This is a genomic window from Psychrilyobacter piezotolerans (genome assembly GCF_003391055.1).
GTDB classification, from domain to species: domain Bacteria; phylum Fusobacteriota; class Fusobacteriia; order Fusobacteriales; family Fusobacteriaceae; genus Psychrilyobacter; species Psychrilyobacter piezotolerans.
Genome location: NZ_QUAJ01000003.1, coordinates 14,167 through 27,945 on the forward strand (window position 1 = coordinate 14,167; position 13,779 = coordinate 27,945).

General features: G+C 34.6%; 8 protein-coding genes. 6 read left to right on the forward strand and 2 right to left on the reverse strand.

Annotated elements, in window-relative coordinates; translation table 11 throughout:
• Nucleotides 1–21: 21 nt before the first annotated feature.
• A complete protein-coding gene (locus tag DYH56_RS02365) occupies nt 22–1,368 on the reverse strand; it encodes an MATE family efflux transporter (RefSeq protein ID WP_114641254.1) in 1,347 nt (448 codons plus the stop codon).
• A 237-nt stretch (nt 1,369–1,605) separates the two neighbouring features.
• Between DYH56_RS02365 and DYH56_RS02370 the strand changes: the two genes are divergently transcribed.
• From DYH56_RS02370 to nifJ, 5 genes are all read left to right on the forward strand, one after another.
• Nucleotides 1,606–2,757, forward strand: a complete 1,152-nt coding sequence (locus DYH56_RS02370) for a MalY/PatB family protein (RefSeq protein WP_114641255.1) — start codon at nt 1,606–1,608, stop codon at nt 2,755–2,757.
• Nucleotides 2,758–3,690: 933 nt separating this feature from the next.
• Nucleotides 3,691–4,797, forward strand: coding sequence for a signal recognition particle-docking protein FtsY (ftsY, locus tag DYH56_RS02375; protein WP_238387363.1), 1,107 nt, complete (start codon nt 3,691–3,693; stop codon nt 4,795–4,797).
• A gap of 230 nt (nt 4,798–5,027) precedes the next feature.
• On the forward strand, nt 5,028–6,023 hold the full coding sequence (gene pta / locus DYH56_RS02380; RefSeq protein WP_114641257.1) for a phosphate acetyltransferase: 996 nt from the start codon (nt 5,028–5,030) through the stop codon (nt 6,021–6,023).
• A gap of 99 nt (nt 6,024–6,122) precedes the next feature.
• Nucleotides 6,123–7,316 carry an acetate/propionate family kinase gene (locus tag DYH56_RS02385; RefSeq protein ID WP_114641258.1) on the forward strand — a complete coding sequence of 398 codons (1,194 nt, stop codon included), beginning with the start codon at nt 6,123–6,125 and terminating at the stop codon, nt 7,314–7,316.
• A 505-nt stretch (nt 7,317–7,821) separates the two neighbouring features.
• Nucleotides 7,822–11,346, forward strand: coding sequence for a pyruvate:ferredoxin (flavodoxin) oxidoreductase (nifJ, locus tag DYH56_RS02390; protein WP_114641259.1), 3,525 nt, complete (start codon nt 7,822–7,824; stop codon nt 11,344–11,346).
• Between the two features lie 129 nt (nt 11,347–11,475).
• Here the strand turns inward: nifJ and DYH56_RS02395 are convergent, their stop codons facing one another.
• The gene (locus DYH56_RS02395; RefSeq protein ID WP_114641260.1) at nt 11,476–12,813 is read right to left on the reverse strand and encodes an MATE family efflux transporter; all 1,338 of its coding nucleotides are present in this window, start codon (nt 12,811–12,813) and stop codon (nt 11,476–11,478) included.
• Nucleotides 12,814–12,929: 116 nt separating this feature from the next.
• On the opposite strand from DYH56_RS02395, the gene DYH56_RS02400 reads away from it, so the two are divergent.
• Nucleotides 12,930–13,742: a MerR family transcriptional regulator gene (locus tag DYH56_RS02400; protein ID WP_114641261.1), complete on the forward strand. Its 813-nt coding sequence runs from the start codon at nt 12,930–12,932 to the stop codon at nt 13,740–13,742.
• The last annotated feature ends 37 nt before the right edge of the window (nt 13,743–13,779 follow it).

Sequence of the window (13,779 nt, forward strand, 5' to 3'; positions counted from 1 at the left end):
AAAAAACCTATGAAAAAGATACTAGTGAGTATCTTTTTCATAGGTTTTTAACATATACCTGGTATAGAAAACAAGGATGATAACGGCACTCCAATTCACCACAAGGATCCCCACCCAAATACCGTATATTGGGTTTGGTAAAAGACCTATCAGGACAGGAAATAATAAAAGGGGGAGTAAAAATTGCCGATAAATACCGATGAAGATAACAAAATTTGGTTTTTTAATACCCTGGAGGACAGCCACAGAGATGTTTAGAAAAACGTAGGAATTAAATGCAAAGGTTTCTATGTTGAGGTAGGTAACACCATATTTTATAACTTCCAGGTCATCTGTAAACAACCTTAAAAAATATTTTGAAAAGGGGAAGATGATAAACATGGCAGTGGTCATTATGATAAGTCCGTAGATAAGACCTAATCTATAAACTTTTTTTATCCTATCTAAATTTTTTGCACCAAAGTTTTGACCTGTAATACTTAAAATAGCGATATTTAATCCAATAGTCGGCAGAAGAGCCATTTGCTCAATCCTCATAGAAATTCCATAACCTGCTACGGCAGAACTGCCTCCTACATCTAAAACAAAATAGTTGATCACAAAAACTCCTAAAGCCATACTCATCATATTCAGACTAGCCGGAAACCCTTGTTTTAAAATGTCTAAATAGTGATGAAAATCAGGCTTCTTCAGATGCAGTTTGACCTTTAGAAATAAGTGGGATCTTATAACTTTTTTCAGGAGGTAAAAAGATCCTGTTATTTGGATGACAACTGTAGCCAGAGCAAGACCTGCAATACCCATATTAAAAACTAATATAAATAGAGGGTCTAAGATTAAATTTAAGAAAAACCCGAGGATAAGAAAATTTCTGTATGGTTTAGTGTCTCCCTGGGCAGAAAGAATGGCGTTGAAGGAACTGTTCAAAATGAAGAAGAGACTCCCTCCTATAATTATATGGATATACTGGACACCATAAATTGTGGTTTCAGCAGGAGCATTTAAAAATTTAAACATAGAATTTGTGAATATTAATCCTAAAAAGGTAACGAAAAAACTCAGGATAATTCCAAGACCTATAGAATCTTCAGATGTATCCCTGGCATTTTTCATATTTTTTTCCCCTAAAAGGTTGGAGATAAGAGCTGTAGTACCGGTTCCCATTCCAGCCCCGATAGATATGAGGATAAAAAAAAGAGGGAATGAAAGGGTGAGCCCTGAAACTGCATCAGATCCTATATAACTGGCATAGAGGGTATCTACGATGTTAAATAAGGTGTTGAATAAAAATCCAACACTTGAAGGGATGGCTATTTTTTTAATGAGAGATCTGATGTCTCCTTGAGTTAGATCTAGATGTTTACTCATAGTTCATCTCCTTTTTTAGAATTTTCTCCAAATCTTTTTTGCAGGGATCTGTATTTACCAAGATAAATTTCATGTTATTAATTTTCTAAAATAAAATATTGTGATAGGTATACTATACTAGAAGAAAATTTAAATTCCTTGGAATAAATTAAATGGAAGAAAGAAAAGTTTGGATAGATATTTATATCTTTTTGAAAATGGCTGAAGTATAATGTAAAAAAAAAGAGGAGGATAAAAATGGTTGATTTTAATAAAAAAATAGATAGAAGTAAAAATGATTCGAGAAAATGGGCTGGGAGAAAAAAATATTTTGGAAGGGAAGATTTACTGCCTATGTGGGTAGCAGATATGGATATAGAAGCTCCAGATGTGGTAGTGGAAGCTTTAAAAAACAAGGCTGATCAAAAAATATTTGGTTATACCATGGAAAATGAAAGATATATTGGTAGTCTGGTAAACTGGGTGAAAAAAAGACACGGGTCTAAATTATCTTTTGAGAGAATTGCTCACTCTCCCACAGTGGTAACGAGCCTGAACCTGTTGATAAAGATCCTGACCAATGAGGGGGATCAGATAATGATCCAGTCTCCAACCTACCCTCAGTTTGTAAAACAGATTGAGAGTAACGGCAGAAAAGTAGTTATAAATGAACTGGTTGAAAAAGAGAATGGATATGAGATGGATTTTATAGATTTTGAGGAGAAGGTAAAAAACTCGGTGGTATTTATCCTGTGTAACCCCCATAATCCTGCTGGAAGGGTTTGGACGAGGGAAGAATCATCAAAAATCGCAGAGATCTGTGTAAAATATGGAGTTAAGATTATTTCCGATGAAATTCACAGTGATCTGATTTTAGATGGGAAACATATTTCCATAGCCAGCCTGGGGAGGGAAGTGGAGAACCTTGTATATACCTGTCTTTCTGCAACTAAGACCTTTAACCTGGCAGGAATTCAGAGTTCATTTGTAGTTTTTCCAACAAGGAAGGAAAAAGAAAACTTTGTAGAGGAACTATCTCTCATAGGAGTTCATGAGCCTAATAGTTTTTGTATGGACATGGTAATATCTGCTTATAATCACGGTGAAGAGTGGTTGGAGAAGCTCCTTGATCATCTGAGAGGAAATATAGAATTTGCTGTAGACTATATAGAAAAAAATATTCCCCAAATCAGAGTGAAAAAACCTGAGGCTACTTATCTGCTTTGGCTGGATCTGAGGAAATTTGGGTTGGATGATGAAAAATTAAAAGAAAGATTGGTAGAAGACGGCGGCCTGGCCCTGACAATGGGAGGAGGTTTTATGGGCAGCGGATTTGCAAGGATGAATATAGCCTGTCCCAGGTATATGCTGGAAGACGGATTGGAGAGGTTGAAAAAGGCTTTTGGATAGACGATAATTGAAAATAAAGAGAAGGTTCTAACCAATAAAAAAATGGACACGGAGAACACAGAGAGAAGAAGAGTTACCCAGAGAAACCTCAGTGAATCTCTGTGTTAAAAAAACTTCTGTATTGTAGCAGTAAAGCATATCCTTCGCGTAATTTGTGACAGAAAAAGCTTATAGATTTTCTTAATCTGTGAAAATCTGTATAATCTGCGACAGAAAGTCAGATTCCAAGGATTCCATCCTTGACGGGGTTACTTTTTCTCTTGAAAGAAAATGAGACGTAAAAGTTCTACCCGAAGTGGGTACCACCAAAACTCTAAGAATTTATTTCATAAATTAAGAGTCTTTTCTTTGTGAGCTTAGTGTAAGGGTTTTGGTTTAGAAAATCTGTGAAAATCAGATGATTTATCTGTGTAATCTGTGTCAAAAGAGAGATTTGTCAGTGAGAATTGGTGTAATTCGTGACAAAGAAAAAAAGGTTTTTAATGGCAGATTGTTCAGATTAAAATGGAAATAGAAGAATTTAAACTTGGTTTTATGACAAAAAAAAAAAAATATGTTAATATTTGAGTACAAAATCAATGAAATGCCAGGAGGAAAAAGATGTTTAAAAAATTATTTGGATTTGGGAAGAAGAAAGCTGAAGCTGATGAAAAAATCAAAGTTGAAAGTGAAGAGTTAAAAATAAAAGAACAGGAAGAGCTGAAAGTTAAGGAATTAGATGCGTTAAAAATTGAGGAAGAAGCTGAGAGGGTTGAATTAGAAAAACAAGAAGAATTAAGGGTTAAAGAGGAGAAAGAAAGAAAAGAGTTGGAAGAACTAAGAATTAAAGAGGAGAAAGAAAGAAAAGAGTTGGAAGAACTAAGAATTAAAGAGGAGAAAGAAAGAAAAGAGCTGGAAGAACTAAGAATTAAAGAAGAGAAAGAAAGAAAAGAGCTGGAAGAACTAAGAATTAAAGAGGAGGAAGAAAGAAAAGAATTAGAGGCGTTAAAGAAAAAAGAGGAAGAGGAAAGAAAGGAATTAGAGAAATTAAAAATTGAAGAAGAAAATAGAACAGCAATAGAGGCTGAGAAAGAAGCCAAAAGAAAAGAATTTGAAGAGTTAAAGAAAAAAGAGGAAGCTTCTAAGAAAAAAGGGTTCTTTAAATCCCTGAAGGAAAAACTTGTAAAAACCAGGGAAGGTCTGTTCGGAAAGATGAAAACTCTTTTTTCCGGTAGAAGTGTAATAGATGACGAGATGTATGAGGAATTGGAAGATCTATTGATACAGTCGGACATTGGTATGGATATGACTTTAAAAATTGTAGGAGAGTTGGAAAAAGAAGTGAAAAAAAGAGGGATCAAAGATCCTAATTTAGTCTATGATGTATTAAAGGATGTAATGGAAGGATTCCTGATAGCTGAGGGAACAGAGCTGGAAGTGAATAAACCCGGGATGAATATAGTCTTGGTAGTAGGAGTAAATGGAGTAGGAAAAACAACTACCATTGGAAAGTTAGCAGCGAAATTTGTAAAAGAAGGAAAAAAAGTAGTAATAGGTGCAGGAGATACATTTAGAGCAGCAGCTATTGAGCAGCTGGAAGAATGGGCAGATAGATCAGGTGCCGATATCATAAAACATGAGCAGGGAAGTGACCCGGGTGCAGTGGTGTTTGACACACTAAAAGCAGGAAAAAATAGAAATGCTGATGTAGTAATAATAGATACAGCAGGAAGACTGCACAATAAGAATAATCTTATGAAAGAATTAGAGAAGATAAATATCATTATAAAAAAACATGTAGGAGATACCAGCTATGAAAGTCTATTGGTGATAGACGGGACTACCGGTCAAAACGGATTGAGTCAGGCTAAGGTATTCAATGAGGTAACTCAGTTGAGTGGATTCGTAGTTACCAAGTTAGATGGAACAGCCAAGGGTGGAATAGTATTTGCAATCTCTGAAGAGCTAAAAAAACCAATTAAATTTATCGGGGTAGGAGAAGGGATAGAAGACCTCCGTGAATTTAAATCTAAGGAGTATATAGATGCTATTTTTGAGTAAAATTTAGAATTGGACAAAAATAAATCAAAAAAAGCTTTTAAAATAAGCGTAAAAATAATATAATGGTTGTGTTGGAAAAAAAACAGTATAAAAATCTGTTTATAGAAATAAAAGTTTGAAAACAAAACACCGAAAACAGTAAGGTTGTAGTGGTTAAAAAAACCGTTTGTATAACTAGAGTAAAATATGTTAATATATATTTAACTATATATATACAGGGAGGATGACTAATGGGAATCATTAATCAAATAAAAGAAAAGGCTAAAATGACGCAAAAGACTATCGTTTTACCGGAAGCAACAGATGAAAGAGTGTTGAAAGCAGCACAAGAAATCGTAAAAGAGGGATTGGCTAAAGTTGTATTGGTAGGAAACGCAGAAACTTTAAATGCAGAAGCGGCAAAAGTAGGAGCTAACTTAGAGGGAGCTGTTATAATTGATCCAAACACTTTTGAAAATATAGATGCCTATGTGGCGAAATTAGTAGAAAGAAGAGCTAAAAAAGGAATGACTCCAGAAAAGGCTAAAGAGATTTTAACTACAGATGTTAACTTCTTTGGTGCTATGATGGTAGCTTTAGGAGATGCAGACGGGATGGTATCTGGATCAGATTCACCTACAGCAAACGTACTTAGAGCTGGATTCCAAGTAATAGGACCTAAGCCGGGAATGAAAACAGTATCATCTGTATTCATCATGGAATTAAAAAATAAAGTTGAAGAGTATGGAAACATCTTAATATTTGGTGACTGTGCAGTAATACCAGAACCTAACTCTCAACAATTAGCTGATATTGCCATGGGTGCAGCTGAAACAGCTAGATCAGTAGCAGGGATTGAGCCAAAAGTAGCATTGATGACATTCTCAACTAAGGGATCAGCTAAACATGATTCAGTAGATGTAGTAGCAGAAGCAGGAAAAATATTAGCTGAAAGTAATGTGAATTTCGAATTTGAAGCTGAATTACAAGCTGATGCAGCATTAGTAGCCGCAGTAGGAGCTAAAAAAGCACCTGGATCAAAAGTAGCAGGAAATGCCAACATCTTAATATTCCCTAACTTAGCAGCAGGAAATATTGGATATAAATTAGTACAAAGACTGGCTGGAGCAGAAGCTCACGGACCATTATTACAAGGTTTAGCAGCACCAATCAACGACCTTTCAAGAGGTTGTTCTGTATCTGATATAGTAAACTTAACAGCAATAACATCAGTACAAGCTAACTAATAGATAAAATAGTAGGGGTTAGAAATAGCTCCTACAAAAATAATATAGATGATAAGTGAAATATATATCATCAAAATAAAATCTAGGAGGAAATAATTAATGAAAGTTTTAGTAATTAACTGTGGTAGTTCATCTTTAAAGTACCAACTTATCAACCCATCAACTGAAGAGGTTTTCGCAATCGGTCTATGTGACAGAATAGGAATCCACGGATCTAAGTTTGAGTATGAAGTACCAGCTACAGATTTCGAATTAGAGTTAGAGCATGATATGCCTACACATAAGGAAGCTTTAGAATTAGTATTAAATACATTAACAGGAGAGCATGGAGTAATTGCTGATATCAACGAAGTTGACGCAGTTGGACATAGAATAGTACATGGTGGAGAAGAATTCACGACATCTGTATTATTAGATGAAAAAGTAATGGCAGGAATCGAAGCTAACAATGATTTAGCACCATTACATAACCCAGCTAACTTATTAGGTGTAAAAACTTGTATGGAACTTATTCCTGGAAAGCCTAATGTAGGAGTATTTGATACAGCATTCCACCAAACTATGCCAGCAAAAGCATTTATGTATCCATTACCATATGCTGACTATACTGAGTTAAAAGTAAGAAAATATGGATTCCACGGAACTTCTCATAAATTTGTTGCTGGATTAGCTAACGATTTATTAGGAAACCCAGCTAACTCAAAAGTAATCGTATGTCACTTAGGAAACGGAGCATCTATATCAGCTGTTAAAGATGGTAAATCAGTAGATACTTCAATGGGATTAACTCCATTACAAGGATTAATGATGGGAACTAGATGTGGAGATATCGACCCAGCAGCAGCATTATTTATTAAAGCTAAGAGAGATTTAACTGATAAAGAGATAGATGCTAGAATGAACAAAAAATCTGGAATCTTAGGAATCTTCGAAAAGTCATCTGACTGTAGAGACCTTGAAATTGCAAGAGAAGGTGGAGATGAAAGAGCAGCATTAGCTATCGATATGATGACTTACAGAATCAGAGCTTATATCGCATCATATGCAGCAGCTATGGGTGGAGTAGACATGATCTGTTTCACAGGTGGAATTGGAGAAAACTCTAACTTAATAAGATCTAAATCTTTAGAAGGATTAGAATTTATGGGTGTAGAATTAGACGAAGCTGTTAACTCAGTAAGAAAGAAAGGATCTGTAAAATTATCTACAGAGACTTCTAAAGTAGCTATCTACAAGATCCAAACAAATGAAGAATTAGTAATTGCTAGAGATACATTAGCAATAGTTAAATAATTTTTAAAACTACCAGATTAATCTGGTAGTTTTTTTTGTTTTAAATTTAGCTACTAATTAACACCGATGTAAAGAATAAACGAAAAACCTTCTGCCTTATGACTGTAAAAGCTTATAAAATTTGTGTAATCTGCGACAAAATAAAAAAATAAAAGCTGATGCTGTGCATAGTGATCATTGTCTCTCTGTATTGAAATTATTATGATTCTAAAAAATGTCCATAAAAACGGGAATATATAGAATTTTGTAAAGTATAATCATACAAAAACTTAGAGGATCAAAGGTTTTAACCTCTGTAATGTTAAGTGAAAAAAGTAGTTAACTGTTTTAAAGTGGTTATATATAACGTTTTGAGAACGAAAAAAGTGTAAAAAGAGATAAATGGTAAAAAAAAACAATGATTTATTGACAAAATATTGCTAGTGAAGTAAAATTGTACATGAAAGATATTTTATTTTTACTGAAACCAATAAAATATAATTAAAATTTTCAGGAGGTCACAAAAATGGCTAAAACTATGCAAACAATGGACGGAAACCAAGCTGCAGCGTGGGTATCATACGCATTCACAGAAGTAGCAGGAATCTATCCTATAACACCATCATCACCAATGGCAGAATACACTGATTCATGGGCAGCTCAAGGTAAGAAAAACTTATTTGGAGTACCTGTAAAGTTAGTAGAAATGCAATCGGAAGCAGGAGCAGCAGGAACAGTTCATGGAGCGTTACAAGCAGGAGCTTTAACGACTACTTATACAGCATCACAAGGATTATTATTAAAAATACCTAACATGTATAAGATCGCTGGAGAATTATTACCTTCAGTAATCCATGTATCAGCTAGATCATTATCAGCTCAAGCATTATCTATATTTGGAGATCACTCAGATATATATGCTGCAAGACAAACTGGTTATGCAATGTTAGCATCTGGGTCTGTACAAGAAGTAATGGATCTTGCAGGTGTGGCACATTTAGCAACATTTAAGACAAGAATACCTTTCATGCATTTCTTCGATGGTTTCAGAACTTCACATGAAATCAACAAAGTAGAAGTTATGGATTATGCAGATTTAGATAGATTATTAGATAGGGAAGCTGTACAAGAGTTCAGAGACAGAGCAATCAACCCTCACCACCCAGTGACTAGAGGAACAGCTCAAAACGATGATATCTACTTCCAAGCTAGAGAAGCTCAAAATAAATATTATAATGCAGTACCTGCAGCAGTTGCAGAATATATGGAAGAAATTTCAAAGATTACAGGAAGAGAATATAAGCCATTCACTTACTATGGAGCAGCAGATGCTGAAAGAATCATAGTAGCTATGGGATCGGTTACAGAGACTATCAAAGAAACTGTAGATCATTTAGTAGCAAATGGAGAAAAAGTAGGATTATTATCTGTTCACTTATACAGACCATTCTCTGCTGAATACTTCATGAACGTATTACCAAAAACAGTTAAAACAATATCTATATTAGATAGAACTAAAGAACCTGGAGCAAATGGAGAACCTTTATACCTTGACGTAGTTGAGTTATTCAAAGATGACAAAAATGCACCAAAAATCGTTGGAGGAAGATACGGATTATCTTCTAAAGATACTACACCTGCTCAAATAGTAGCTGTATTTGAAAATGCAAAATCAGATACTCCTAAAGAAGGATTCACAGTAGGAATCGTCGATGACGTTACTCATTTATCATTACCAGTAGGAGAAGCTGTATCAGTAGTTGCTGAGAACGTAAAAGAATGTTTATTCTTCGGATTAGGATCTGACGGTACTGTAGGAGCTAACAAGAACTCAATCAAAATCATTGGAGATAAGACTGATCTTTATGCTCAAGCTTACTTCGCATATGATTCAAAGAAATCTGGAGGAGTTACTAGATCTCACTTAAGATTCGGTAAAGACCCTATCAGATCAACTTACTTAATCAACAGACCTTCATTCGTAGCATGTTCTACTCCTTCTTACTTAGGTAAGTATGATATGACAAGTGGATTGAAAAAAGGTGGAACTTTCTTATTAAACTGTGTATGGGATGCAGAGGAAACAATTGCAAACTTACCTAACTCAGTTAAGATTAAATTAGCTAAAGCAGAAGCTAAATTATTCATAATCAATGCAAATAAATTAGCAGCAGAAATCGGATTAGGAAACAGAACTAACACAATAATGCAATCAGCATTCTTCAAGTTAGCTAACGTAATCCCGTTCGAAGAAGCTCAAGAATATATGAAAGAGTATACTTATAAGTCATACATCAAAAAAGGTCAAGATATCGTTGACATGAACTATGAAGCAATAGATAGAGGAGCAGGAGAATTAGTAGAAGTTACTGTAGACCCAGCTTGGATCAACTTACAATATGAAACTGCTGAAGAAGCTTACAAAGGTACTGAATTTGTAGAAAGAATCGCTAAACCAGTAAACGCTATCAAAGGATATGATTTACCAGTATCAGCATTTGATGGATATGAAGACGGTACATTTGAAAATGGATCTACAGCATTTGAAAAGAGAGGAGTAGCAGTAAACGTTCCTCACTGGGTTCCTGAGAACTGTATCCAATGTAACCAATGTTCATTCGTATGTCCACATGCAGTAATCAGACCTTTCTTAATCAATGAAGAAGAAAAAGCCAATGCTCCAGAAGGTATGAAAACTTTAAAAGTTATTGGAAAAGCTGAAGGTGTAGAATACAGATTACAAGTTTCACCACTTGACTGTACAGGTTGTGGAGTATGTGCCAACGTATGTCCGGCTCCTAAAGGAAAAGCTTTAGTTATGACTCCAATTGCTGAAGAAATGCCTGAGCAAAAATTCGCTGATTACTTATTCAACGAAGTAACTTACAAGAAAGAAATCATGGGAACTGCAAATGTTAAAACTTCTCAATTTGCACAACCTTTATTCGAATTCCATGGAGCGTGTGCTGGATGTGGAGAAACTCCATACATCAAGTTAATCACTCAATTATTCGGAGATAGAATGATGGTAGCAAACGCAACTGGTTGTTCATCAATATACGGTGGATCAGCTCCATCAACTCCTTACTGTACAAACGGCTGCGGAGAAGGTCCAGCTTGGGCATCATCATTATTTGAAGATAATGCAGAGTTCGGATACGGAATGCACGTTGCTGTAGAAGCATTAAGAGATAGATTAGAAGTAGAAATGGAAAAAATCATGGATAAAGTTACTCCAGAAGTAGCAGAATTATTCAAAGATTGGAAAGAAAATAGAACTGATGGAGAGAAGACTCAGGAAATCAGAACTAAATTATTACCATTAATCGAAGGTAAAGAAGAAGCTAAAGAAGTAGTATCATTAAAAGACTACATCACTAAGAAATCACAATGGATCTTCGGTGGAGACGGTTGGGCAAATGACATCGGTTACGGTGGAATAGATCACGTTTTAGCTACATCTGATGACATCAACATCTTAGTAATGGATACAGAGATGTATTCAAATACTGGTGGACAAGCATCAAAAGCATCACCAACTGGATCAGTAGTTAAGTTTGCTGCAGCTGGAATGCCATTAAAGAAAAAAGATTTAGCTGCTATCTGCATGTCTTACGGGCATATCTATGTAGCTCAAGTATCTATGGGTGGAAGCCAAGCTCAATACTTAAAAGCTGTTAAAGAAGCAGAAGCTCATAAAGGACCATCTATCATAATTGCATACGCACCTTGTATCTCTCATGGTGTAAGAAAAGGTATGGGACACTCTCAAACAGAAATGAAATTAGCTACTGAATGTGGTTACTGGCCATTATTCAGATTTGATCCTAAATTAGAATTAGAAGGTAAGAACCCATTACAAATCGATTCTAAAGAACCTAACTGGGACAAATATGAAGAGTTCTTATTAGGAGAGACTAGATACTTAACATTAACTAAGTCTAATCCTGAAAGAGCAAAAGAATTATTCGCTAAGAATAAATCAGAAGCTCAAAAGAAAATCAGACACTATAAGAGATTAGCTGCACTTGACTACTCTCAAGGTCTATAATTTATCCTCTTCCTCTTAGGAGTGAGAATAAAGTAGATGTATAGAAAAAGGACTGGAATTTTCCAGTCCTTTTTTCATTCTTCAATGTTTTAAGCTTAATTTTATTATTTTTTTTTAATATACATTAATTTATAGAACTGGAATTGTTATAACTTTTTTATTTTTATAGAATTTAATAAGTGTTATGGAAATAAATAATGTGAATAATTCAGAGACAGTAGTCACTATCCATACCGAATGTTTTCCGAAAAAATAAGGCAGAATAATCAATAATATTAAGATTAGGATAACCCCCCTGGCCAAGGAGATAATACTGGCTTTTTTAGGGTGTTCAATGGCAGTGAAAAATCCAGAAGTTACAATATTGATCCCGACCATTATAAAAGAAAGAGAAAATATTTTTTTTGCCTCTGCAGTTAATCTTATAAGATTTAAATCGTTTAAGAAAAGGGAACTGATAGATTTACTAAAAAATAAAACAACTACATAGGAAAAAATTCCAATTATACATGCAGCCTTTAAAGTGAGAAAGAGTAACTGTTTTTTTCTTTTAAAATCTTCTTGTCCATTTAAATAACTGATTATAGGCTGCATCCCTTGAGTGAGGCCGAGCATGGTCATGAGAACGAGGTTGTTTGTATACCCTATGACACTAAAAACTGCGAGACCATCGGTACCGTAGGAATTAAAGATAACCCTATTAAATGCAAATAAAATAAATCCTACGGAAAGTTCTGTGATAAAATCCGGAATTCCGATTTTAATCAGTCGAAATAATTTTTTTAAACTTAATTTTATCCTTATAAATTTCAAGGTAGAATTTTTTTTTAGGAAGAAAGAAACAAGGATAATCCCCTGAATAACCTGGGCACACCCTGTGGCAATGGCAGCTCCCCTAAGACCTAAGGGAAATACAATTACTAAAAAATAATCCAAAATAATATTGGTAACAGCGGCTATCCCCACTACAAACATTGCAACCATTGGTTTTCCTTCCACCTTGATGAGGACTTCCAGGGCATAGGCAATCAGGTAAAATGTATTGAAAAATAATAGGGTACTCAGGTATTCTACAACCAGGGGGATCATCTCTCTGCGAGCCCCTAAAAAATTAGCTAATTCGTATCGAAAGATAAAACTAGCACTGCAAATGATAAATCCAATTAACCCTAAAAAACAAAGGGATAGAGTAAAATATTCCCTGGATTTTTTAAGTTCACCCCTGCCCAGGCAGGTGCTGATCAGGGTAGAAGCCCCTATTGAAATCATAATAGATATGGCAAAAGAAAAATTTAGAAAAGGCATGGATAAATTTACTGCAGCCAGGGCCTCTGCTCCTACTCCCCGGCCAACAAAGATCCCGTCAACTATGGTGTATAGAGAAAATATCCACATGGACAGGATAGATGGGAAGGCATATTTGAAAAGGGTTTTAGTAATTCCCTTTTTTTTGATAGTTATATTCATAAAAAAACATCTCCTTTAATTAATTATAAACCTTAGAACCGTTCTAAGGTCAATAGAGGATTTTTTTATAGTAGTTGACTAAAATAAGTAAAGGTGTTATTTTTTATGGGGGTGATATGATGAAACTCTATAAAATAGGAGAAATAAGTAAACTTTACAACATAAGTACAGATATACTGAGGTATTACGAAAAAGAAGGACTGCTTATGCCGCAGGAAATAAGAGAAAATGGTTATAGATATTACAGTGCAAAGCAGATATGGAAATTAAGTACCATAAGAGGATTAAGAAATTTAGGCGTCTCTTTGAGAGAAATAAAAAAATATATAGAGGAAAGAAGTGTGGGGAAAAGTTTGGAATTAATTGATTTTCAATTGGGGGTAATAGAGGAAAAACTATGTGAGCTTTTAGAACTAAAAAAACAATTAAATTCGAAAAAAAAATATCTCAATGAGGTGGGGGATAACGACAAATATAATAAAATTGTTGAAGTTACCCTCCCTGAAAGAAGGTGTTATAAAAGGTACAGCGATATAGGCACAGGCTGGGAAATAGATTTAGAATTAAAAAAACTAACCAACAGAACAAATACAGATGAAGGCCAGAATTTCGCAAGAAGCAGGGGAGGGGCAATATTAGGAATAGATGAATATAAATCAGGAGAATATACGAAGTATAGGGGGACTTTTTTGATGGATGATTCGGGGGAAGACAGACTGAAAAAAGGAAGGTATATTTCTCTGATTTTTAAAGGACCATATGAAGGGATGAATATTCATTATGAAAAGATAAAAAAATATATGGGTAAAAATAACTTAGAAATAGATGGAGAAATATTGGAGATATATATGATAGATATCCATGAAACAGATGAAGAAGATGAATTTGTGACAGAGATTCAAATACCAATAAAAGATAATACAGATTAGGAGGGAAATAAAGCAGATGTATAGAAAAAGGACTGGA